Raw genomic sequence first — 23,460 nt, 5'->3', positions numbered from 1 at the left:
CGGACCAGGCCTGGCTCATGGCTTCGTGTTCGCTTCCCGGAACGCCTTCTCGCCGGCGTCTGACACCTCGGCCCACTTCTTGTCGGCTGCTGGATCCGCGGCGTAGCTGTCGTGCCAGTTCCACCATTTGTAGGCCGGGGTCTGAGGATAGCCCTCGGGCGAATCCTCCCAGACCTCCTGCCGGCCCAGCGGGGTGATGTCGAGGTAGTTCCAGGTGCCGCCCATCTGCTCGTCACCGCGGTTGTCGATGAAGTAGGTGCGGAACACGCGTTCGCCCTCGCGGATGAACACGTTGTGGCCGTGCCATTCGTCCACGCCGAAGTCGGTGTCGAAGCTGTCTGTGATGGTGAACCACGGCATCTCCCAGCCCATCCGCGCCTTCAGCCGCGCGATGTCCGCCTGCGGCGCCCGCGAGACGAAGACGAGCGTGGTGTCACGGGCATTCAGGTGGGCGACGTGGGCGACCTGGTCGGCCACCAGAGAGCAGCCGCGGCAGGCATGGTCGGGCCAGCCGAACACTCCCGGCTCGAAGAAGGCGCGGTAGACGATCAGCTGACGCCGGCCGTCGAACAGGTCGAGCAGGCTGGCCTTTCCGTCAGGTCCCTCGAACGCATACGTCTTCTCCACCGCCATCCACGGCATCCGCCGGCGCTCGGCGGCCAGTGCGTCACGGGCGCGGGTCTGGGCCTTTTCCTTCACGAGCAGCTGCTCGCGGGCCGACTCCCACGCCTCAGGCGACACCACCGGTGGTGTGCGCATGACAGGCTGTCCGCTTTTCCGTCCGCTCTCGGCTGATGAAGTCATGCTTTGATACCTCCTGATTTGGGCGAATTCCCGCGCCTCACGGCTGAAGCGCGGTTCCATTCGCTGCTCATCGCTCGTTGTTGGGCGTGAGATAGTTTGGCACCGGAAAGCGAAGAGTGGGAGTAACAAGTGTGGCGCTATTCCGAGGGAGCCGTTGGTTACAGCCGCGGCGGGTGCGCCGAAGCGCGTGATCCTTTGGCGTTTTGAATCGCGTGCGTTGCCCGACGTTGCTCCTCCGCTCGCGCTTTCTTGGCTGGTTTGCGCCTCCGGGGGTATCGGCGCCTCAAGCGGCGGCTAAGGTTCTGCCTCTCGCTACTTTGGCATCCCGAACAGGCGTCCGGCCGAACAGACGACCGTATTCCCGGGTGAACTGCGACACGCTTTCGTAGCCGACCGCGAACGCCGCGCTGCTCGCAGTCTTTCCCTCCGACAGCATCAGCCGCCTCGCCTCAATCAGGCGCAACTGTTTCCGGAATTGCAGGGGAGAGAGCGAGGTTACTGCGCGAAAGTGCTGGTGGAATGACGACGTACTCATCCCGGCCACAGCCGCCAGGCGCTCGACCGTTAAAGGCCGCGCGAACTCTGCCCGAAGCACTGCGACCGCGCGCGCCACTCGCTGCACGTGACCGTCTGGCCACCCCAGACGTCGGATCGCCGACCCGTGCCGTCCGGCCAGCAACCAATAGTGCATCTCGCGCACAAGCTGGGCCTGCAGCACCGGGACCGATGCCGGGCGATCTAGCAGCCGCATCAAACGCAGGGCCGCGTCGGCGACCTCAGCGTCAGTCGGGTCAACCCGCACGGGCGCGTGATCGGCCATATGCTGGGTGCCCATTTGCACACTCAGCTCCGCGATGACCGCCGGGTCGAGTTCCAGAACAAGCGAGTAGTAGGGGGCAGCGATGCTGGCACGGGTGATCTGGCTCACCGTCGGCACGTCCGCGGTGATCAGCAGCGAATCTCCGCCTGAGAAGGCGAAGCCTTGAGTACCCATTGTGACGTGCTTGCTCCCCTGGACCACCAGACAGGCAAGCGGTCGGGAGATGTCGTAGACCAGATCGCTGGGCGCCGTCGCCCGCACCGTGTTGAGACCCGGTATCGGGGTGTGCGCCATGCCGTCTGGGTCGGCATTGGTGTCTGCATAGCGGCGCACGGCATTGAGGAGCGCGGTCATGGACGGAAGCTATTCCTTTGCTGCCCGACACGCAAAGCATTTTGGAGGATTAGGCAAAAACGGCCGAGCTTCCGGCAACAAAAGCCTGCCCACCGGGCCGATATCGGCGTGGCCACAGCAGTGGTGCAAACAAAGGAGCAGGCCATGACCAAGATCACCCTCGTCACTGGCGCCAGCCGCGGGCTCGGGCGCAACACCGCACTCAACATCGCACGCCGCGGCGGTGACGTTGCCCTCACCTACCATAGCCGGAGCGAGGACGCTCGGGCCGTTGTCGCGGAGATTCAGGCAACCGGTCGCAGGGCGGTCGCCCTGCAACTTGACACCGGCGACGTCGCCACCTTCGCTTCCTTCACTGAGCGCCTGCAGGCGGCGTTGCGCGAGACCTGGCAGCGCGAGACGTTCGATCATCTGGTGAACAATGCCGGCCATGGCGACATGGCAATGATGGCAGAGACGACAGAGGCGCAGTTTGACCGGCTGGTCAATGTCCACTTCAAGGGCGTGTTCTTCCTCACCCAGAAGCTGCTGCCGCTGATCGCGGACGGCGGACGTATCGTAAACCTCTCCTCGGGCCTCACCAGGATGTCCTACCCGGGCTTTGCCGCCTACTCCGCGGTGAAGGGCGCGGTCGAGGTGCTCAGCGTTTACATGGCGAAGGAGTTAGGCGCCCGCGGAATCGCGGTCAACACGGTGGCGCCGGGCGCGATCGAAACCGATTTCCTTGGCGGCGCTGTCCGTGACATGCCCGACCTCAAAAAGGTGTTCGCGGATATGATCGCGCTCGGCCGCGTCGGCATGCCGGACGATATCGGGCCGATGATCGCCAGCTTGTTATCCGAGGATAATCGCTGGGTGAATGCCCAGCGGATCGAAGTGTCCGGCGGCCAGGCCATCTAACGAAGCAGGTACGGCATCGTTGAAAAACTGATACCGGGTCCGAGTTAAGGCAATCGGAACCGGTATTCCGTCACATGATGGTAGATCTGGCCCGGCCATAGCGTGGCCTGCGGGAAATACGGCCGGTTCGGCGCATCCGGCCAGACCTGCGGCTCCAGGCAGAAGCCCGAAAAAGCCTTGTAACGACGTCCTTCGAGCCCCGGCGAAGGCGGCGCCAGATACTGGCCGGTATAGAGCTGAACGCCCGGCTCGGTGGTCCAGAGCTCCATCTCGACGCCGGAATTTGCGCCTTGCGCCCATGATGCCAGCTTGAGCGGCCCACGCATCGAGGCAAGGCAGAAATTCTGGTCGTAGGCGACCTGCTTGCCCTCGCTCTCCATGCGCAGCGGCCGCGCCTGGCGGAAATCGAACGGCGTGCCATCGACCGGCTTCACGACGCCGGTCGGGATAAGGTCGCCATCGACCGGAAGATAGGCGCCGGCGTTCAGCATCAGCCGGTGGTCGAGGATATCGCCGGCGCCGCCGTCATCCAGGTTGAAATAAAATGCTGGGTGAGGTTGCATAGCGTCGGCTCCTCGCAGGTGGCGGTCATCTCGACGCTGAGCGTGCCGGGGATTTTCAGCCTGTAGGTGCAGGTCACGTCGAGCGCCCCGGGAAAGCCCATCGTGCCGTCGTGTCTCGATCCCAAAGAACACGTGGCCGACAGGCATACCTGGCTGTGGGCTGGTCGACGAGGTGAGCGCTGGAGAATTCAGGTACGGGCCCTACTACCTAGGCTTGTGACAAAGTTGATCGAGCACGTCTCGAAGCGCAGTGGCGGCTTGGTCACGCTCGTCAGCAGACATCAGCTCGGGCTCAGCTTCTAGTCTGAGATGCGGCAGTTCGGTTCGAACGGAGCGATGGGCAGCGACAAGATTGGCCTTCAGATCGATGACGCGATAGGTGGCGACCGGATAGGCGATCCCCTTGACGTGGATGTGCCCCAGTTCGTCGCAGTCGATCATGTCCTTCACTTGCGCAAACGTCTCATAAGAAATGAGCACGGTCCCTGGCTGCGCCTCCTGCTCGAGACGTGAGGCGAGATTCACAGCGCCGCCGATTATCGTGTAATCCATCCGGTCCTCGCTGCCGAAGTTGCCGACAGTGCAGTAGTCGGTGTGGATGCCGATGCGGCAGCGCAGCGGTGTTTCAATTCCAATGTCGCGCCAGATTTCGGCAAGTTCGTTCATCCGCTTCTGCATGGCGAGAGCCATCTGCACGCAGGCGAACGCGTCCTCCTTGACGCCGCGAGTCTCCGGATCGCCGAAAAACATCAGGATCGCGTCGCCGACATACTTGTCGATCGTCGCGCCGTGATCCGAAGCAATTTTCGACATTTCCGTCAGATAGTGATTGAGGAGCTGGGTGAGAACTTCGGACTCCATTTTGTCAGTGGTCTCGGTAAAGCCGGCGATATCCGAGAAGCATATCGTCAGCTTCTTCCGCTGGCTGGCGATCCTGACGTCCTGACGGCCAGTGAATATCGAGTTGTAGACCTGCGGCGCCAGGTACTTCGCCAGCTTGCTGGAAAGCGCCTCGAGAGCTGCGGATTTCTCGGCGAGGTTCTCCTCCCGTTGCTTCAGCTCGGTGATGTCCGAGTAGACCGCGACTGTGCCGCCGCCGGTGATCCGCCGCTCGCTAATCATAATCCATCGCCCGTCGCCTCGCCGCTGCAGCCATGGTTCGCCAGGGTTGCGGTGCCGGGAGAGGCGCTCGGCGACCCATTCCTCTAACCTTCCCTCAGCATCCCTGATATAGCCGCGCTCAGCGGATCGGCGAATGATGTACTCGAAGGCCGTGCCGGGCGTCAGTTCGATCGCAAGGTCGCTGTAGAGCAGTTCGCGGTAGCGGCTATTGCTAAGGGCGAGCCGGTCCTCCGCGTCGTAGAGAGCGAATCCCTCGGAGATGCTTTCGATGGCATCAATGAGCCGCTGACGCGCTTCGGCGACCTCGCGCAGGTTCTTCTCCTCCACCTCGACTGCGGTATCCCGGAAGAGCCTGAGCGCCTCGGCCATGCGGCCGATTTCGTCGTGGCCCGCGGCAGGCAATGGCGCACGAAGATCGCCGCCGGCGATCGCGAGCATGCTTTGGCTCAACCCTCCCAGCCGCGCGAGGAGGCTACGATCGACATAGAGCCACACAAACAGAACGGAACTCAAGAGGCTGAGAACGGCGGAGCCAAGAACAACTCCGGTCCCGTAGCGCTGGACGACCGCGGCTTCGAGACCGGACGCCGCGATCGCGCGGTCTGCCGCGGCGACCAGGCGATCGACGGCAGCGGTAAGACTGCGCGACAGCTGATGGTTTTCGGCCAGAAGCTTTTCGCCCTGCGCAAGGACGGCGAACTCGTCCTGCCGCGTCTTCGGGATGCTGTTTCCACCGTCGATCAATGCCTTGAACTCGTTGACCCGCTGCTGGAAACGGGTTCGCAGCCTCTCGTCGATCTCGTTGGAAATCGTATCTAGAACGGCGAACGACCGGCGCAGCGGAAACATGATCAACGCCAGATCGCCTGGCGTAGGCGCGTCCGCCGTGTTGACCAGCGCGTCATTGACCGCCGAGATCTCCTGCTGCGCCTTCTGCTGCGGGATGTAGGCCGCGATCGCTTGAACCAGGTCGGCCGTCGCCTCCGTGCCTCGATCCGACGCAAGCGACGTGCCGGCTGTGACCGCCCGCCATTGCTGGAGTTTGGAATTCATCACGAGCATACCGGGCGCCACAAGGCGCTGGCTTGCATTTGTCGTAGCCGACAGGCGGCGTAATAGTTCCTCTTTGTGCGCCACCACGGAGAGGCGGGCGGCGACAAGGTCATCGAGGGCATTGAGATTGCGGCGCAGACCAAGCACCGCAGCCTCGATCTCAGCCACCACCGCCGTGCCAGGCTTGGCGCCTTTGAGAGCGGCAAGCAGTTCCTCTAGGCGCGTCATCTCGGCCGCGATCGCAGCCGACACCTCGTAGTGCTGAGCCTTGCTGGTCGAAGCAAGTACGGCGGGCGCAGTGGCGGCGACCCGCTCGGCCTGCCGCGACAGCTGGAGGGATGCGAGCGCCGACGGCACTCGGTCCTTGGTGATGCGGTCGACAACCTCCCCCACCTCGAGAAAGGCATAAAGAGCGGCTACTGTCGCGAGCACCGCGAAGGTGCTGATACCAAAAAAAGCGAGCAACAGGCGGCCGCGTATGCCGAGACGCTTAAGCATCGCGGCGACGCGTTGATTCAGCTGGCGCGGCCAATAAGATCTGCACAGATTGGCTCAATGCGATCCGCCAGCTCGGTGGTCCGTTACTCCAACGGCACGTATTCGCCGCCCTTCCAAACATACCATACCCAACTCTGAACAGTGAGGTCGCCCTTGTCATCAAAGTCCATACGGCCCAGCACAGTATCAAATTGATTGCTCCGCAGCGACGCAATCACGGCTTGGAGTTCTAGTGAGCCTGCCTTCTCGACCGCCTGCGCCCAAGTCTGGGCGGCACCGTAACTATGCAGCGTCCAGGAATCTGGTTCGAAGTTCTCGGCACGGAATCGTTCGACGACTTGCGCCGCTTCGGCATTTCGACGTGGGTCGGGGACAAAGGTGAAGAGCGTGCCCTCGGCGGCAGGGCCGGCAATGAGCCCAAACGCCTCGGTCGCCGTATCGTCACCCGAGATCAGCTGAAGCGAGTAGCCCCGGTCGCGCGCCGCACGAACCATAAGCGCAGCCTCGGTATGATACCCTCCCATATAAAGCACGGCGATATCCGCCCCCTGTAGCCTACTGATCTCGGCCGAGTAGTCGTCTTTCCCGGGAGCGTAGCCATCATAGATTGTCTCGGTCACGCCCCGCTTGTTCAACTGCTTTCTTGTCTCATCGGCGAGACCCTTCCCATAGGTCGTGTTGTCGTGAAGGATCGCGATCTTCTTGTCGCTCCAATGATCGGCCAAGTAGTTGCCGGCCTCGAAGCCCTGCGCATCGTCGCGACTGCAGACGCGGAAAACGTTGGCGCGACCTTGCTCGGTCAACATCGGATTGGTCGAGGATGGCGAAATCTGCAGAATTCCCGCCGTCTCGTACACCTTCGAAGCTGGGATCGAGGCTCCAGAGCAGTAGTGCCCGACGACGAACACTACACCGTCAGCCACCAGCTTTTGGGCAGCAGCCACTGCTTGCTCGGGATCGCAGAAGTCGTCGACCGTGATGAGCCGCACCTGTTGGCCTAGAACGCCGCCCGCTGCATTGATGTCGGCCACAGCTACCTCTGCGCCGCGCTTCAATTGCGTGCCAGTCCACTCAAGCTTTCCGGTCATCGGGCCTGCGACCCCGATCAGCACCTCCGCCTGCGCAGGACAGTTAAGCGCGACCGCGAGCGCCACAAAAGCCACTGTGATGATACGGTGCATGGATGACACCCCAAGCGAGTAGTTTACGCCAATCCCGTCAACGCCGACAGTCCTTTCCGCGAGCGTAGATATCTTGGCTGGTCATACAGCGCACTCGTCTCGTCGTTGATTAGGCTTCTACCTGGATTTGCCATATCCCTGCGCGGGTTAGTTGATGGCTAAAGCGCTCGCGCTTGCCGAGGTTCTCAACAAAATTGGGTGCTAAGTGGTTGTTGCCATCGCGTGCTACAAATTGGATTATCCCTTTTGCAGACGTTCCGGCCCGACCTACGAAGGTCGCTTTCGGTTCAACTTGCCTCGTCCCGGCCATCGGCTTCAAATGTTCGAGAACGGTCCGAACTCGATCGCTGACAGTGATTGGGTTCCGATCCGAGAGCGTCGCGCGTCCAATCGGAACGCAAACGACGGCCTTTGAACTTGCGCACGATCCTGTCCGAACCGGAGGTAGCGCAGCAAGAATCGGTACCACCCGACTTCCGTGTCAGGCGCCAGGCAGTCGGAACCGGTATTCCGTCACATGGTGGTAGATCTGGCCTGGCCATAGCGTGGCCTGTGGGAAATACGGCCGGTTCGGCGCGTCCGGCCAGACCTGCGGCTCCAGGCAAAAGCCCGAAAAAGCCTTGTAACGACGTCCTTCGAGCCCCGGCGACGGCGGCGCCAGATACTGGCCGGTATAGAGCTGAACGCCCGGCTCGGTGGTCCAGAGCTCCATCTCGACGCCGGAATTTGCGCCTTGCGCCCATGATGCCAGCTTGAGCGGCCCACGCGTCGCGGCAAGGCAGAAATTCTGGTCGTAGGGGAGCTGCTTGCCCTCGCTCTCCATGCGCAGCGGCCGCGCCTGGCGGAAATCGAACGGCGTGCCATCGACCGGCTTCACGACGCCGGTCGGGATCAGGTCGCCATCGACCGGAAGATAGGCGCCGGCGTTCAGCATCAGCCGGTGGTCGAGAATATCGCCGGCGCCGCCGTCATCCAGGTTGAAATAGGAATGCTGGGTGAGGTTGCATAGCGTCGGCTCCTCGCAGGTGGCGGTCATCTCGACGCTGAGCGTGCCGGGGATTTTCAACCTGTAGGTGCAGGTCACTTCGAGCGCCCCGGGAAAGCCCATCGTGCCGTCGGGATCATGCAGTGTCAGCGTGACAAAATCCCTGCCATGCAGCGAAACCTCCCATGGCCGGTGCGAAAAACCTTGCGAGCCGCCATGCAGCGTGTGCTTGTCGAGGAAGTTGCGCTCGGTCTGGTAGCGCTGGCCCGCGATGGTGAAGCGGCCGTCGCGGATGCGGTTGGCATAGCGTCCGACGACGGTTCCAAAGAAGGCCGTGTCCGTCTCGTAGGGCTCGAAACTGTCATAGCCGAGCACCAGCGGCGCATCGTGCCCGGCCAGGCGCAGATCCTGGACGATGGCGCCCAGCCCGACGATGTTGGCGGTGAGGCCGCCGCCGCGGATGGTGAAGCGGCGGACGGCCTCGCCCGCTTGCGTCGTGCCGAAGACCTCGCCGTCCTTCATCGCCATGCCCGAAACGCCAGTTGGTCGATCCCCGCCTGGCCCCTCGGGCCGGCTTGGGTCTGTTGACGGTCAACAGGCCCTGCCAAATCAGAGGCCGAGGCCGCCGATGCAGACATATTTGGTGTCGAGATAATCCTCGATGCCCTGATGTCCGCCTTCCTTGCCGAGGCCCGATTCCTTGACGCCGCCGAACGGCGCCTCAGGCGTGGTGATGAGGCCTTCATTGACGCCGACCATGCCGTATTTCAGCCCTTCCATGACCCGGAAGGCGCGGCCGAGATCGCCGGTGTAGAAATAGCAGGCGAGGCCGAATTCGGTGTCGTTGGCAAGCGCCACGGCTTCCTCTTCGGTTTCAAACTTGAACACTGGCGCGACCGGGCCAAAAATCTCTTCCTTCATGAAGCGCATCTTCGGCGTCGCGTCGGCGATCACCGTCGGCTGGAAGAACGAACCGCCGAGCGCATGTCGCTTGCCGCCGGCGACGACCTTGCCGCCCTTGGCGGTGGCGTCGGCGATTAGTTCCTCGACCTTCTCGACTGCCTTCTCGTCGATCAGCGGCCCCTGCTGCACGCCATCTTCGAGGCCGGAACCGACCTTCAGCTCGTTGCTGGCAGCGGCGAGCTCTTCGACGAACTTGTCATAGACGCCGGCCTGAACCAGGAAGCGGTTGGTGCAGACGCAGGTCTGGCCGGAATTGCGGTACTTGGCGGTGATCGCGCCGGCGACGGCACGTTCGATGTCGGCGTCGTCGAAGACGAGGAACGGCGCGTTGCCGCCGAGCTCCATCGAGACCTTTTTGACGGTGACGGACGACTTCTGGATCAGGATCTTGCCGACCTCGGTCGAGCCGGTGAAGGTGATCTTCTTGACCAGCGGGTTGGCGCAGATCTCGTCGCCGATCTCGCCGGCGGCGCCGGTCAGGATGTTGATGACGCCTTTGGGGAAGCCGACTTCCTCGGCGAGCGCGCCCCAGGCGAGGCCGGAATAAGGCGTCTGCGAGGCCGGTTTGACCACCGCGGTGCAGCCGGCGGCAAGCGCCGGGCCGAGCTTGCGGGCCAGCATCGAGGACGGGAAATTCCACGGCGTGATGGCGGCGATGACGCCGACCGGCTCCTTGGTCACCAAAATGCGGCGGTCCGCCCAGGGCGACGGCACGACATCGCCATAGGTGCGGCGGCCTTCTTCGGCGAACCACAGGATGTAGGACGCGGCCGAACCGATCTCGCCCTTCGATTCGAACAGCGACTTGCCCTGCTCGATGGTCAGCAGTTCGGCCAGCACATCCTGATTGTCCATCATCGCGTCATGCAGCTTGCGCAACAGCTTCGAACGCTCGAGCGCAGTGGTCTTGCGCCATGTCTTGAAAGCGGCGTCGGCGGCTTCGATGGCGCGGCGCGTCTCGACCCTGCCCGACTTCGGCACAGTGCCGATCTTGAGGCCGGTGGCCGGATTGTTGACGTCGACCGTTTGGCCGCTGTCGGCCTGCACCCACTCGCCATTGATGAGATTGGCCTGGCGCATGAAATGGCTGGTTTTCTGAAGCATGGTCTAGCCTCCGTTCGGCGCGCTGACGGGCCGGTATCTGGATTTCTTCGATGGGCGTGCGCAATGGCATCGATGCCGACACGCCTGGAGCCACTGCTCTTTACCTAGGGCAAGCCCCGCAATCAATCGCAAGATGGCATATAGGGTTTGGGCCAGCGCAAGGCGAGGCCAACTTGCGCCCAAATTGCTATCCAGACACGTTGCTATCCAAACACGTGGACGACGACCGTCAGCCAGAACGCCGTGGTGACGACTGCGCAGGCGGTGGCGATGGTCATCTGGTTCGATGCCAATGCCTGGCCGGTGTTGAACTGCGTCGCAATCAGGTAGGAATTGACCCCGGATGGCAGCGCGGCGGCCACGACCGCGACCTTCGCTGACAGGGGCGGCAGCCCGAACAGCCAGACCAGGCCGAGTGCAACGGCCGGCATCAGCAACAGCTTCAGCGCCGACAGCGCCAGCGCCGGCCGCACGTTGCCGGAGATGCCGAAACGGCACAGGCCAAGCCCCATGGCAAACAGCGCGACCGGTCCGGCGATGTTGGCCAATGCGTCGACCAGCCGGACGGCCAGCCCCGGCAATGGCAGGCCGGTGATACGCCATACCCATCCAGCCAGGATGCCGACGATCAGCGGATTGGAAAGCATCTTGTAAAGGAAGCGCCGGATGATGCGCAGCGGATGCACGTGCTCGTCACCGCGGCCAAAAATTTCAAACAGGATGATCGACGCCATGATCATCGTCGGCAGATGCACGGAAATCAGCAGCGACAGCACTTCGAATCCACTCGGCCCGAATGTGCCGAGGACGAACGGGATACCGAGCAGGACGAGATTGGAAAAAGCCGACGACACGCCGCCGACGACCCCCGCACGCGCGTCGCGCCCGAACACCCGCGTGATCACCAGATGGCCTGCAGCCCAGGTGACTGCGGCAGCCGTGAAATAGGCTCCCCAGAACGACCAGGGCGCGGCACCATGGAAATCGGCATTGACCATGGTGCGGAACAGAAGCAGCGGCATCGCCACCCCGACGGCGAATTCGGCGATGGCCTCGCCCGCCTCGGCCTTCAGATAGCCGGTGAGCCCGGCCAGATAGCCGAGCGCGACAAGGCCGAAGACAAAAAGGACGGTTTCGATGAGTGGAGACATTTTTCTCCTGATAGGCGAGCCGGGATTGCAGCGCAATCACCCCGCCTTACGAAGCGATCTGTTTCGCAAACAACCAGGGCTTGGTCATGCCTTGTCTTTCAACTGAGTTTGCCGTCCCTATATGCCGATCACCGGAACCCACTGCCGGTTACCGGAAAAGGACGTCTGATGTTTCGATCTGCCTTGGCGCTGTTTCTCCTTGTCATTCCCGCCGCGGCCCATGCGACTGAAGCCGGTTGGGCGTTGTTGCGCGATGGCGGACATGTGGTGCTGCTTCGTAATGCCATGGTCACCGGCACCACCGATCCGGCGAATTTCGACATCGAGAAATGCGCGACCCAGGTCAATCTCTCGACGCGCGGCAAGCAGCAGGCGCGTAAGATCGGCGCGCTGTTCGGCGCCCGGGCGGCACCGGTCGAGCGTGTGCTGTCCAGCCGCTATTGCCGCTGCCTCGACACCGCTCGCATCGCATTCCGAGCAGAGCCCGAACCCTTCGCGCCGCTTGACCTGCTGAAGACCGACGCGAGCGAGAAAGCCGCTCAGCTCGAGGCGGTCCTGACCGAGATCCGCGGTTATTCCGGCTCCGATAATCTGGTCATGGTAACCCATCTGGAGAATATCATGGCCCTCACCGGCATCTCGCCGCGCGAAGGCGAAGCCGTGATCGTCGAGCTGCAAGGCGACGGCCTGCGCGTGCTCGGCCGCGTCACCTTCTAATCTGCGCTGGAGACGGTTGAAGCGTTCGCTAGTGGTGAAAATCTAGCGCTGGTACCCTAAGCGGAATACCGGTTCCGACCCTTCTTGCCATTGTTCGGAGAAAGTTGAAGGGGAAGCCGTGACCCGTTGCGGTCTTTCAGTTGGGAGCGTCGCTTGCTGGAGCTGCGTTAGTCAGTCGGGGGCCAATGGTATTTTTAATGGAACGCTAATATACATAGACGCTCGAACGAGCAGCGGCTGCCAAATACTTGAGGAATGCCATGCGAACATTAATTTTCACGGCAATGTGTATCGCCACAGCGACAGCCGCTAGCGCCCACGATTGGTACGAGGACAAGGTTGACCCACAGACGAAATTCAAGTGTTGCGGTGGTTCTGATTGCCGCGCCATACCACGGTCTTCGGTGCGGTCCAGGATAGACGGTGGTTACACTTACTTGCCGCATAATTTCATCATCCCACGGGACCGTGTACAGGAATCCCCGGACGGCCAATACCATATCTGCGAGAGTACCTACGTCGTAACTAATCAGCTGTATTGGCGTTGCTTTTTCGCACCTCGTGTCAATGTCTCTCTACTTCTCCCACGTTAATGATACTGCGCGTCGTGGCCGGAATCGACATCGGCAAGGTGCGTAGCTGTGGCAAATCGCGCCGCTCGCTGCCCTGAACGGACGTTCGCGTTCGCTACACCGGAAAGCATCCGGCCCCGAAAGCACGATGCTGTGGCTGCGCTCAAGGTGGTTCGTCGTCCCCTCCCCGCAAGTTTCCGCCAGACCTTGGCTGTCCGCTGCGCCAAGCTCCAGCCCGTAGACGCGCTTCAATTGGCCGACCGTATTCCAGGGTCGCCGGGGAAAACGGCGTCTGGCCTTCGAAAGCACGATGCCCTCGATGACGTCACCCAGGCTCATGTCGCGATGTTCGGCCAAGGCCCTGAGCACCTTCACGCAATGACCAGAGATGGGATAGTTGCGGCAGATCGCCGGGAGGTTCCCGCGACCCTATTGCCTTGGCAGAACAGCCACCCCATCTGCGCCCGGCGTATCAGGCCCTTTTCCTGCCCGGAAAAACCGATTAGACAGCGCCCAAACACATGCGGACAGATTCCGCCCGCAACCGAAGGAAAAGCCCTTGTCCACCACGTTCGACAAAGTCGCCAAGATCATCGCCGACACCAGTGAGATCGATATCGACACGATCACCCCTGAAAGCCACACTATCGACGATCTCGGCATCGACAGCCTCGACTTCCTCGACATCGTCTTTGCCATCGACAAGGAATTCGGCATCAAGGTGCCGCTGGAAAAGTGGACGCAAGAGGTCAATGACGGCAAGGCCTCGACCGACGATTACTTCGTCATGAAGAACCTGTGCGCCAAGATCGACGCTCTGGTCGCGGCCAAGAACGCCTGAAATGGTTCAGCCCGCGATCTTGATGCGTCTTCAAGCCTGACCCACAACAGCCGCCCATGAGCCCCCACCACGTCGTCATATCAGGCATCGGCCTTGTCTCTTCGCTGGGCGAAGGTCCGGATGCGCATTGGCGCAAACTCGCCCAGCCCGGCCTGGAACCCGTGCTCGAAGCATCGCGCTTCTCGCCCTACACCGTTCACCCGCTGACGGAGATCGACTGGAACCTGCAGATCGCCAAGCGCGGCGACCAGCGGCAGATGGAAACCTGGCAAAGGCTCGGCACCTACGCCGCCGGCATGGCGCTGGACGACGCCGGCATTAAGGGCAATGACGAACTCTGCACGACCATGGACATGGTGGTGGCTGCCGGCGGCGGCGAGCGCGACGAAACGGTCGACGCCGAAATTCTCGCCGCCTCGGAAAGCCGCAACGACCGCGACGTGCTGCTCAACGAGAAGCTGACCACCGAATTGCGGCCGACTCTGTTTCTGGCGCAGCTTTCCAACCTGCTCGCCGGCAACATCTCGATCGTCCACAAGGTGACCGGCTCGTCGCGCACCTTCATGGGCGAGGAAGGTGCCGGCGTCGCCGCCGTCGAGACGGCCGCCGCGCGCATCCGCTCCGGCCAGTCGACGCATATACTGGTCGGCGGCGCCTTCCAGACCGAGCATTCCGACATGCTGCTTGGCTATGAACTGGCCGGCTATCTGCATCGCGGCCCCTGGAGGCCGGTCTGGCAGAGACAAGGCCTGGAAGGCGGTGGCGTGGTGACCGGATCAGGCGGCGCGTTTCTCGTCCTGGAACAGCGCGAACATGCGATCAGCCGCGGGCGAAAGATCTATGCCGAACTCGGCCCGGTCATATCCGGACGCGCAAAACGCCGGCAGGGCGAACTCGATGCCGAGATTGCCGCGCTGCTCAGGCAGGCGGCATTGCCGAACGGCGAGTTGCTGACGATTTCGGGCGCTTCGGGTGCCCATACCGCTACTGCTGCCGAGAAATCGGCGCTCGACGCCAATCCGGCGATTGCCGCACGCGGCTTTTCGACGCTGACCGGCCACATGAAGGAAGCACAGTTTCCCTTCGCCGTGGCGCTGGCGGCACTGGCTGTCGAACGCAAGGCCGCGTACCCGGCTTTTGACCCCGCTACCGAGAAGCCGTTCAACGGCATTCCCAGGACCGTCCTTGCAACGGCGGTCGGCTATCACCAATTCGAGGGCTTGGCGTTGGTCAACGCCGCCGATTAAAGGTCCGGGACAAGTCATGGCCAATCTGAACGACCACATGGGCAGGCCGATCGTTGCCGTCACCGGCATCGGCGTGGTGACGTCGCTGGGTGTCGGCAAGGCCGACAATTGGGCAGCGCTCACCGCGGGCAAGTCCGGCATCCATCCGATCACCCGCTTTCCGGTTGACCATCTGAACACCCGCATCTCCGGCATGGTCGATTTCCTGCCGTCGAGCTCCAAGGGCGCCAGTCTTCTTACCTACGATCTCGCCGAGATCGCCGCGCAGGAAGCCGTGGCCGAAGCCGGCCTTGATTCGGGCGATTTCGGCGGGCCGCTTTTCCTCGCCTCGCCGCCCGTCGAACTCGACTGGAGCGAGCGCTTTTCGCTCTACAATTCCGACAAGCACGACATCGGCGCCGAACGGCTGCTTCGCGTGGCGCGCGGCTTGAAGGAACTCGATGTCTTCGAAACCACCCAGTTCGGTTCGATCGCCGACCGGCTCGCCGACCGTTTTGGGACGCGCGGCCTGCCGATCACGCTGTCGACGGCCTGCGCCTCGGGCGCCACCTCGATCCAGCTCGGCGTCGAGGCGATCCGCCGCGGCGAATGCGACAGGGCGCTGTCGATCGGCGCCGACGGCTCGGCAACGGCTGAGGCGCTGATCCGTTTCTCCTTGCTTTCGGCGCTCTCCACGCATAACGACATCCCCGAAAGGGCGTCCAAGCCGTTCTCCAAGGATCGCGACGGCTTCGTGCTGGCCGAGGGCTCGGGCGCGCTCGTGCTGGAATCGCTGCAGGCCGCACTGGCCCGCGGCGCGACCATCCTCGGCATCCTGCGCGGCTGCGGCGAGAAGGCCGACGATTTCCACCGCACCCGCTCGAAGCCGGACGGTTCGCCGGCGATCGCCGCGGTTCGCGCCGCCCTCGCCGATGCCGGCTTGGGCGAGGACGAGATCGATTATGTCAACGCTCATGGCACCTCGACGCCGGAAAACGACAAGATGGAGCATCTGTCGCTGTCAACCGTGTTCGGCGAGCGGATCGGCTCGATGCCGATCTCGTCGAACAAGTCGATGATCGGCCACACGCTGTCGGCCGCCGGCGCCGTCGAGGCCGCGTTCTCGCTGATGACCATGCGCGAGAGCGTGATCCCGCCGACCATCAATTACGACAATCCCGATCCGGCGATCGTCCTCGACGTGGTACCGAACAAGAAGCGCAACGCCGAGGTCGGCACGGTGCTGTCGAACTCCTTCGGCTTCGGCGGCCAGAACACCTGCCTTGTCATGGCGCGGGAACCAGTCTAAGCGAGCCTTTTCCCGCTCAACAGAACCGACAGGCTCAATGCGCGCATTGCAACTTATCGAGGACCGCCGCCTTGAAACGGTGGACCTGCCGCCTCCACCGCAGCCTGCGCTGGGCGAAGTGACGCTGCGCATCAAGGCCGTGGCGCTCAATCATATCGACGTCTGGGGCTGGCGCGGCATGGCCTTCGCCAAGCGCAAGCTGCCGCTGGTCGTCGGCGCCGAAGCTTCCGGCGAGGTCGAGGCGGTCGGCCCCGGCGTCTCCAGCCTTGTACCCGGACAGCTTGTGTCGATCTACGGCGCGCGCACCTGCGGGCTTTGCCGCGCCTGCCGCGAAGGCCGCGACAATCTCTGCGAGCATGTCTCGGGCGTTCACGGCTTCCATCTCGATGGCTTTGCGCAAGAGAAGATCAACCTGCCGGCGCGCCTGCTGGTCCCCGCCCCGCCCGGCGTGACGGACATCGGCGCGGCCGTCGCGCCCGTCACCTTCGGCACGGTCGAACACATGCTGTTCGACAATGCCAGGCTGCAGCCCGGGGAGATCATCCTTATCCATGCCGGCGGCTCGGGCATCGGCTCCGCCGCGATCCAGCTGGCAAAGAAAATGGGCTGCACTGTGATCACCACGGTCGGCTCGAACGACAAGATCGACAAGGCGAAGGCGCTTGGCGCCGACCACGTCATCAACTATCGCGAGGACCGCTTCGAAGGCATCGTGCGCAAACTGACGAAAAAGAAGGGCATCGATGTCGTCTTTGAGCATGTCGGCGCCGACACCTTTGCCGCCTCGATGCTGTGCCTGAAACGCGGCGGTCGCCTGGTGACCTGCGGCTCGACCTCGGGCGTGTCGACGCAGATCAATCTGATGCAATTGTTCCAGCAGCAGCTGAAGCTGCTCGGCTCCTTCGGCTGCCGTATGCAAAACATGGCCGACGCCATGCAGAAAATGGCGGCGGGGCTGGTTTCTCCGGTTATCGACACCGAAGTCGGCTTCGACGGCATCGACGCCGCGCTGAAGCGCATGGAAGGCCGCGACGTGTTCGGCAAGATCATCCTGCGCGTCGGCTGACCATAAAAACATCATAGGCTAGGAATGGTCGGCAACGCCTTCAAGAAGCACCGCAGGGACTTGGCGTTCCGCCACGGCAGGCGGCTGCGCCAGTTCAACTACTGGCTGCTTGCACGCGCCGCGATGACGATAATTTGGCTGCTGCGTCTGCTGCCGGTCGACAGCGCGCTCAATTTCGCCGACCGGGCCGCCCGCCGCATTGGTCCGTGGGTGGGACGCCACAACGTCGCCATCGCCAATCTGCGCAACGCCTACCCGCAAAAGAGCGACAGCGAGATCCAGGCCATCGCGTCCGACATGTGGGGCAACATGGCCCGCCTCGCCGCGGAGTACATCTTTCTCGACGCCCTGTTCGACTATGATCCCAACGCGACGAAACCGGGCCGGGTCGAGGTCCGCGGCGTCGATCATTTCGTCGAGATCGCCGGCGAGCAAAAACCGCATATCATCTTCACGGGGCATCTCGGCAACTTCGAACTGCTTCCGGTGGCGGCAGCCACTTTCGGCATGAACATCACGGCGCTGTTTCGCCCGCCCAACAACCCTTACCTTGCCGACTACATCCTCTCGACTCGCCGCTCGACCATGGGGTCGCTTCTGCCCTCCTCGACCGGCGCTTCATTCGCGCTGGCGGCCATTCTGGAGAAAGGCGGCAATATCGGCGTGCTCGTCGACCAGAAATTCTCGAGCGGGCTCGAAACGACATTCTTCGGCCGCCCATGCGAGAGCAACCGGGTTCTGGGCACCCTGGCGCGGCACTATGATTGCGATGTCTATCCGGCGCGCTGCGTGCGCTTGCCGGGCAACCGCTTCCGGCTCGAGATCGAGGACAAACTGACCTTGCCGCGCACCGCCGGCGGCAGTGTCGACGTCCACGGCACCACACAGCTGCTCAACGACGTGGTCGAGCGCTGGGTGCGCGAGGATCCAGGCCAGTGGATGTGGTTCCACAAAAGATGGGAGATCAGCGGTCCGCGCAGAAAGCGTCAACGGGCGAGACAGCGCGGCGAAGCCGCCTGAGCGGCAGGACAATGAGAGGCCGCGCAGGTGTGAGGCGATTGCCATGCAACTGTCGGTAGTTTCGACTTGACAGGGGACGGCAGCTAGGAATTTAAGCATAATGCTGATCTGCGCCAACGACCCGCCCGCTGAGGCGGGTTTTTTGTTTCGGCCGGATCGCTCGATGGCGGCCTTGTTTAAAGTTTCGGTCTTTCGGCGCGGCAAGTTTCACCGCCAATCCCTAAGCACGTCCGAAATGAAAGGGCTGTTTGACAGCCACGCCTGGAGAAAAGTGAACCTGATCGGTCAAAGCCTCGCCTCATCGGCCGTAAGTGCGTGCTCTCGCGTGCCGGAGACGATGATCTCCAGGACCTCATGCTCGTCGGTGTTTTTGATGTAACGATCGCCGACGTTCTCGCCGCGTTTCAGCACCATCACGCGGTCGCCCACAGCGAAAATGTCAACGAGGCGGTGGGAGATGATGATCTGGGCAACGCCCTGCTTTTTCAGTTCCAGCATGGTCTCGAGCAGCCGCTCGGTCGCCATCACCGAGAGATTGGCGGTCGGCTCGTCGAGGATCACCACGCGCGGCTGGAAGGAGATAGCGCGGGCAATCGCCACAGATTGCTGGCGTCCGCCTGACAGGCTCTCGACCTTTTGATAGACGGAGTTCACGTCGACCTTGAGCCGCTTCAGCACGCTGTCGGCTTCCGCGTACATTTTCCGCCGATTGACGAAAAGGCCCTTGCGCGGCCAACGGCCAAGAAAGATGTTCTGACCGACATCCATATTCCCGCAAAGAGCGAAATCCTGGTAGATCATCTCGATGCCGGCGTCGCGGCTTTCGTGCGGGCTCTTGAAGTGCACTGGCTGCCCGGCGACGAAAGCCTCGCCCGCGTCGCGCTGGTAGGCACCGGTCAGGATCTTCATCAGCGTCGATTTGCCGGCCGAGTTGTCGCCGACGAGGCCCAGGATCTCGCCGGGATAGAGCACGAGGTCGACGCTGCGGAGCGCCTGCACCGCACCGAAGGCTTTTTCGATGCCCCGCATTTCTACGATCGGTGCAGGCATGGTCGGGTCACGCATGGGTGGTCTCCGCCGTTCTTGTGCGCCGTGCGAGGCGCGCCCGCAGGCGGCCGAAGATGTTGGCCTGGCGCACCCAGATGTCGATCAGCACCGCCACGATCAGGATGCCGCCGATGAAGACGTTGATCCAGTGCTGCGGCATGGTGAAGCCCTGGACGTTGAGCTGCAGCAGCGCCCGGATCAGGGTGATCACCGCCGCCCCGGCGAGCGCCCCGATCACGGTGCCGTAGCCGCCGAAGATCGAACCGCCGCCGATGATCACCGAAGCGATGGCGTCGAGCTCGCGGAACTGGCCGGCCACCGGGTTGAAGCTGCGGAAGTAGGCGACGTTGATGATCCCGGCCATTGTCGCGCAGAGCGCCGCCAGCATAAGCGCGAGGAACCGCACCCGGTTGGTGTTGATCCCGGCATAGGCGGCGGCGCGAATGTTGCCGCCGGTCGCATAGACCTTCTGCCCGAACGGCATATAGGCGAGCACGACGCCGGCAATGACGGCGACGAACAGCATCCAGATGGTCTGGACGCTCACCACCTCCGCGATCGAGCGCAGCAGCCCGTCCGGCAGCGAGATGCGGTAGTGCAGCAGGATGTCGTTCACCTTGCGGCCAAGCAGGTTGTAGCCCTCGGGCCAGCCGGTGAGCTGCTGCCCGGCGACGAACCAGGCGGCGAGGCCGCGGGCGATGTAGAACATGCCGAGTGTGGCAATGAAGGCCGGCAACTTGAAGCCGACGGTGACGATCGCGTTGATGAGGCCGGCGCACATGCCCGCGAGCAGGCCCATCGCCACCGCGGTCACGGGGTCGGCGCCGAGAACCTTGAGAAAATAGGCGGCGGTGCTGCCGGCGAGGGCGAGCACCGCCCCGACGGAGAGATCGATATCGCCGGCGGCGATGACGTATGTGAGCCCGATGGTGATCAGCGCAAGCTCAGTGTAGTTGAGCAGGATCGCGAAGCTGTTGGACAGGTTCCACCAGTAGTCCGGCCGGAGTGCGAGGCCGGTCAGCCACAGGAGCACGGTCAGGATGATGGCGAGCGCGTCGCGCCGGGCGAGGAACTTGCCGAACCCGGTGGCCGACAGCGCCATGTCGGTCGCCATTGCGCCCTTGGTCTGCACTCCCTCGATCGCGATGCCGCCGATCTCGTAAGCCGGTGGCGGCGGCCGGCCGCGGAGCCAGGCCCAGAGGCGCCCTGCCACCTGGCGGCGGATGAGATAGGGCTCGATGAGCACCGCGACGACGAGCAGCAGTCCGAGGAACACCGGCACCGCGCCGACCGGCAGCGAGAAGACGGCGTTGACCGTGATCTCCTCGTCGCCGATCTTGATGGTGCGCGTGATCGGCCAGCCCTCGCGTAACACCTTGTCGAGCAGCACTACCAGCAGGGCGCCAAGGCAGGATCCGGCGACCCGGCCGCGGCCGCCGAGGATCGAGGCGCCGCCGATGATCACGGCGGCAATGACGATCAGCTCACCACTGACGCCGTAGAGGGGCGTCACGCCCTTGTCCTGAGCAGCTGACATCAGGCCGGCTAGCGCCGCGCAGAGCGAGGAGATCAGGTAGGCTCGGATGCGCACCCAGTTGGTCGGGATGCCGGCATAGGACGCCGCCTGTTCGTTGCCGCCGGTGGCGAAGGTCTCGTAGCCCCAGCGCGTCTTGGCGAGCACATAGGCGCCGATCACGGCGACAACGACGAAGATCACAATCTGGTTGTTGAAGCCGAGGAAGTTAGTCTCGCCGAGGTGAAAAAAAAGTGGATAGCCGGTCGCCTTGGCAGGATAGTAGATCGCCTGGCCGTGAGTGAGCGCCAGCACGAAGCCGCGGCCGATGAAAAGTATCGTCAGGGTGGCGATGAATGCAGGCACTTTCAGGATGGTGACGAGCACGCCATTGACGAGACCGATCAACACACTGAGAAGCACGCAGAGGATCACCGACGTGACGACGCCGAGGTCAAGGAAGCTCGGCGCGAACAGCCTGGCGAAGACGACAGCGACTAGGCCGTAAGTTGAACCGACCGAAAGATCGAGGTCCTTGTTGACGATGACGAAGGTCACTCCGACCGCGATGATGGCAACCCGCGAGGTGTCGCGGAGCAGTGAGTGAAACGCCCCTGTTGACCCGAAGAACGCGGGATTGACGAGAGCGCCGCCGAAATAGAGCAGCAAAAGCAAGGCGACGAGCCCCACCTCCCAGCCGCCGACGATCTGGGACGGCGCACGGCCGAGTGATGTGGTCGCGGTAAGCGCCATGGTCTCTTCTGGTCGATTTCCCTGCTGCCGCATTGCGGGAGAGCTTGCGCCCTCCCGCAATGATTTCAGACCTTCCGAGCGAACTCAGTTCTCGAAGCGCTTGCCGACGTCCTCGACGGTCTCCTTCGTCACCAGTTGGGCACGTGTGTCGAGGTTGGCCGCCGCGATACCGCGATCGATCTCCAGATAGAGCTGCATGACCGGCCAGAAGCCCTGCAAGAAGGGCTGCTGCCCGAGCGCGCCGGTGAGATCGCCGCTCTTCATCGCATCCTGCTGGGCCGGGCCCAGGTCGAAACCGTAGGCGCAGATCTTGCCGGTCAGTCCGGTCTGAGCGACGGCCTTGGCAAGCGCCGGCGTGAACACGTTGTTGCCGGCGAACGCCCCAACGACGTCGCCTCGCGATTCGAACAGCGTCACGATGCCGTTCACCGGGTCATTCGGATTGGTGTCGATACCGGTGTTCTCCGGACCCGCGTCGACCTTGAAGGCATCAAGCTTGCCGGCATCCTTCAAGCCCTTGACGATGGCGTTGAAAGCCGAAGTGACGCGGTTGTTCACCTCGATGTTGCCCATTGCGGTCGACGACGGCAGGACGATCGAACCCTTCTCGATACCCTTGTCGGCGAGGCACTTGACGAGCGCCTCGCCGGCGATTGCGGCAGCGGAGGCGTCCTGGCCGGTGTGGCCGATGCCGCTGCGGTTGAGGAGCGTGCCGTCAAAGGAATTGGTAGTAGCGACCGGTATGCCCTTCGCCTCGGCGGCCTTGACGATGTCGTTATAGGCGCCGACCTGGGGCGTTGTCATGATCAGCCCGTCGATCGTCGGATCCTGCACGATCTGGTTCAGGATTTCGATCTCGCGGGCAGGGTCGTCGGTCGGCGATTCCGAGCCGAGCAGCAGGACCTTGGCGCCGATCAGGTTGCCGGCGACGGTCGCGCCGACGTAGACCGGATCGAAGAAACCATTGCCAGCAGTGTGTGTCACGATAGCGAAAGTGAGGTGACCATCGGCCGAATGGAAGTCCTTGGTACCGGGGGCCTCCTTTGCGGCTTCTTCGAAGCTGTAGCCGCCGACCGCCTTATCGACGCCGCCCGATTGTGCGTAGGCGTTCGATACGCCGAGCGATAACGCCGCGGCACCCGCCGCGAGCGAGAAAATACGTTTCATGATTATCCTCCCTTGCAACCAACGGTCGGAAGCCGTTCAGGCGCATTATCCAGGGATTCCGAATGCTTCCTCCCACCCCGTATATTCTGCCCAAAGCTCGCCCACGTAAATAGTGCTCCCACTTTCCCCGACGAATTGGTTCAGAGCGGAAAGCCGGCGTTGCTTCACAAGAAGCGCCCGTTCTGACTTCTTGTAGGAACCGCGAGCTTGCAACCACCTAAAGTTAGTTGGTCACGACGATCCGCGTGTTGCGGAAGCCAGCTTGCCTCACCATCGAATAGAAGGCGGCGGCATTGGCGGGATGCAGCCGCACGCAGCCATGCGACGCGGGGCGCCCGAGAGACTTCACCGCGCCCGTACCGTGGATGGCATAGCCGCCGCGGTAGAATACCGAATGAGGCATCGGCGACATGTCGTATTTGCGCGAATACCACATCCGTGCCGTTCGTTGCGGCCGGTAGCTGCCGCGCGGCGTGATATAACCTTTGCGCGCCGTGGATACGCGCCATCGGTAAACCGCCTGACCGTATCTTACAGTCATCGTCTGGGATGACACGTCGATCCTTGCAACCAGCTTGGCTGCCCAGCCCTCGACCGAAGAACCGAACAGCATCGTTACCAGTAACGCTGCCATGAGAACGGTCTTTTTCATGTCTTCAAACCCCTTTGATTGCCCTTGCCTGTCTGCCATCACGCTATTCTTGATTTTTTAAATGGCAAGTGAGGTAACC

The 23,460-nt window shown here is 62.8% G+C and carries 18 protein-coding genes and 1 pseudogene; 7 read left to right on the top strand and 12 right to left on the bottom strand.

Translation table 11 applies throughout. From position 1 onward, the window contains the following. Positions 1 to 15: 15 nt before the first annotated feature. Together EN807_RS23555 and EN807_RS23550 are read right to left on the bottom strand one after the other, a co-directional pair. Positions 16 to 804 (bottom strand): thioredoxin family protein, encoded by a 789-nt coding sequence (locus tag EN807_RS23555; RefSeq protein WP_135936975.1) that lies wholly within the window; start codon positions 802 to 804, stop codon positions 16 to 18. Positions 805 to 1,087: 283 nt separating this feature from the next. Then, on the bottom strand, positions 1,088 to 1,978 hold the full coding sequence (locus EN807_RS23550) for an AraC family transcriptional regulator (RefSeq protein WP_135936878.1): 891 nt from the start codon (positions 1,976 to 1,978) through the stop codon (positions 1,088 to 1,090). Between the two features lie 144 nt (positions 1,979 to 2,122). On the opposite strand from EN807_RS23550, the gene EN807_RS23545 reads away from it, so the two are divergent. Next, the gene (locus EN807_RS23545) at positions 2,123 to 2,878 is read left to right on the top strand and encodes an SDR family oxidoreductase (protein WP_135936877.1); all 756 of its coding nucleotides are present in this window, start codon (positions 2,123 to 2,125) and stop codon (positions 2,876 to 2,878) included. 44 nt (positions 2,879 to 2,922) lie between these two features. Here EN807_RS23545 and EN807_RS23540 read toward each other — a convergent pair. The 6 genes and pseudogenes from EN807_RS23540 to EN807_RS23515 form a co-directional block, all read right to left on the bottom strand. Next, positions 2,923 to 3,551, bottom strand: a pseudogene (locus tag EN807_RS23540) (aldose epimerase family protein); the annotation flags it as partial. A 94-nt stretch (positions 3,552 to 3,645) separates the two neighbouring features. Next, positions 3,646 to 6,114, bottom strand: a complete 2,469-nt coding sequence (locus EN807_RS23535) for an adenylate/guanylate cyclase domain-containing protein (RefSeq protein WP_135936876.1) — start codon at positions 6,112 to 6,114, stop codon at positions 3,646 to 3,648. Between the two features lie 83 nt (positions 6,115 to 6,197). Further along, a complete protein-coding gene (locus EN807_RS23530; protein WP_135936875.1) occupies positions 6,198 to 7,295 on the bottom strand; it encodes a branched-chain amino acid ABC transporter substrate-binding protein in 1,098 nt (365 codons plus the stop codon). A 481-nt stretch (positions 7,296 to 7,776) separates the two neighbouring features. Continuing rightward, a complete protein-coding gene (locus EN807_RS23525; RefSeq protein ID WP_135936874.1) occupies positions 7,777 to 8,808 on the bottom strand; it encodes an aldose epimerase family protein in 1,032 nt (343 codons plus the stop codon). A gap of 81 nt (positions 8,809 to 8,889) precedes the next feature. Beyond that, positions 8,890 to 10,347 (bottom strand): NAD-dependent succinate-semialdehyde dehydrogenase, encoded by a 1,458-nt coding sequence (locus EN807_RS23520; protein WP_135936873.1) that lies wholly within the window; start codon positions 10,345 to 10,347, stop codon positions 8,890 to 8,892. Positions 10,348 to 10,550: 203 nt separating this feature from the next. Beyond that, positions 10,551 to 11,498: an AEC family transporter gene (locus EN807_RS23515; RefSeq protein WP_128204355.1), complete on the bottom strand. Its 948-nt coding sequence runs from the start codon at positions 11,496 to 11,498 to the stop codon at positions 10,551 to 10,553. Between the two features lie 168 nt (positions 11,499 to 11,666). Here EN807_RS23515 and EN807_RS23510 point away from each other — a divergent pair, with 168 nt between their 5' ends. The 6 genes from EN807_RS23510 to EN807_RS23480 all read left to right on the top strand — a co-directional run bounded on the left by EN807_RS23510 (position 11,667) and on the right by EN807_RS23480 (position 18,249). Continuing rightward, complete coding sequence (locus tag EN807_RS23510; protein WP_135936872.1) at positions 11,667 to 12,215, top strand: histidine phosphatase family protein; 549 nt, start codon at positions 11,667 to 11,669, stop codon at positions 12,213 to 12,215. 1,131 nt (positions 12,216 to 13,346) lie between these two features. After that, the gene (locus tag EN807_RS23500; protein ID WP_006335407.1) at positions 13,347 to 13,628 is read left to right on the top strand and encodes an acyl carrier protein; all 282 of its coding nucleotides are present in this window, start codon (positions 13,347 to 13,349) and stop codon (positions 13,626 to 13,628) included. Positions 13,629 to 13,684: 56 nt separating this feature from the next. After that, on the top strand, positions 13,685 to 14,875 hold the full coding sequence (locus EN807_RS23495) for a beta-ketoacyl-ACP synthase (protein ID WP_135936871.1): 1,191 nt from the start codon (positions 13,685 to 13,687) through the stop codon (positions 14,873 to 14,875). 16 nt (positions 14,876 to 14,891) lie between these two features. Continuing rightward, positions 14,892 to 16,163: a beta-ketoacyl-ACP synthase gene (locus EN807_RS23490; protein WP_029351831.1), complete on the top strand. Its 1,272-nt coding sequence runs from the start codon at positions 14,892 to 14,894 to the stop codon at positions 16,161 to 16,163. A gap of 37 nt (positions 16,164 to 16,200) precedes the next feature. Beyond that, on the top strand, positions 16,201 to 17,229 hold the full coding sequence (locus EN807_RS23485) for a zinc-binding dehydrogenase (RefSeq protein ID WP_135936870.1): 1,029 nt from the start codon (positions 16,201 to 16,203) through the stop codon (positions 17,227 to 17,229). A gap of 24 nt (positions 17,230 to 17,253) precedes the next feature. Then, on the top strand, positions 17,254 to 18,249 hold the full coding sequence (locus EN807_RS23480) for a lipid A biosynthesis lauroyl acyltransferase (RefSeq protein ID WP_135936869.1): 996 nt from the start codon (positions 17,254 to 17,256) through the stop codon (positions 18,247 to 18,249). A 285-nt stretch (positions 18,250 to 18,534) separates the two neighbouring features. Here the strand turns inward: EN807_RS23480 and EN807_RS23475 are convergent, their stop codons facing one another. The 4 genes from EN807_RS23475 to EN807_RS23460 form a co-directional block, all read right to left on the bottom strand. Further along, positions 18,535 to 19,314 (bottom strand): ATP-binding cassette domain-containing protein, encoded by a 780-nt coding sequence (locus EN807_RS23475; RefSeq protein ID WP_128204356.1) that lies wholly within the window; start codon positions 19,312 to 19,314, stop codon positions 18,535 to 18,537. Then, complete coding sequence (locus tag EN807_RS23470; RefSeq protein WP_135936868.1) at positions 19,307 to 21,562, bottom strand: ABC transporter permease; 2,256 nt, start codon at positions 21,560 to 21,562, stop codon at positions 19,307 to 19,309. The genes EN807_RS23475 and EN807_RS23470 overlap by 8 nt, the downstream gene beginning before the upstream one ends. Positions 21,563 to 21,646: 84 nt before the next feature. Next, positions 21,647 to 22,729, bottom strand: coding sequence for a substrate-binding domain-containing protein (locus EN807_RS23465; RefSeq protein WP_127319058.1), 1,083 nt, complete (start codon positions 22,727 to 22,729; stop codon positions 21,647 to 21,649). A 223-nt stretch (positions 22,730 to 22,952) separates the two neighbouring features. Then, on the bottom strand, positions 22,953 to 23,381 hold the full coding sequence (locus EN807_RS23460; protein WP_029351843.1) for a L,D-transpeptidase: 429 nt from the start codon (positions 23,379 to 23,381) through the stop codon (positions 22,953 to 22,955). Positions 23,382 to 23,460: the final 79 nt, after the last annotated feature.

The sequence above is a fragment of the Mesorhizobium sp. M5C.F.Ca.ET.164.01.1.1 genome, assembly GCF_004792125.1.
Taxonomy (GTDB): domain Bacteria; phylum Pseudomonadota; class Alphaproteobacteria; order Rhizobiales; family Rhizobiaceae; genus Mesorhizobium; species Mesorhizobium wenxiniae.
This window is presented reverse-complemented; position numbering and strand designations above follow the sequence as displayed.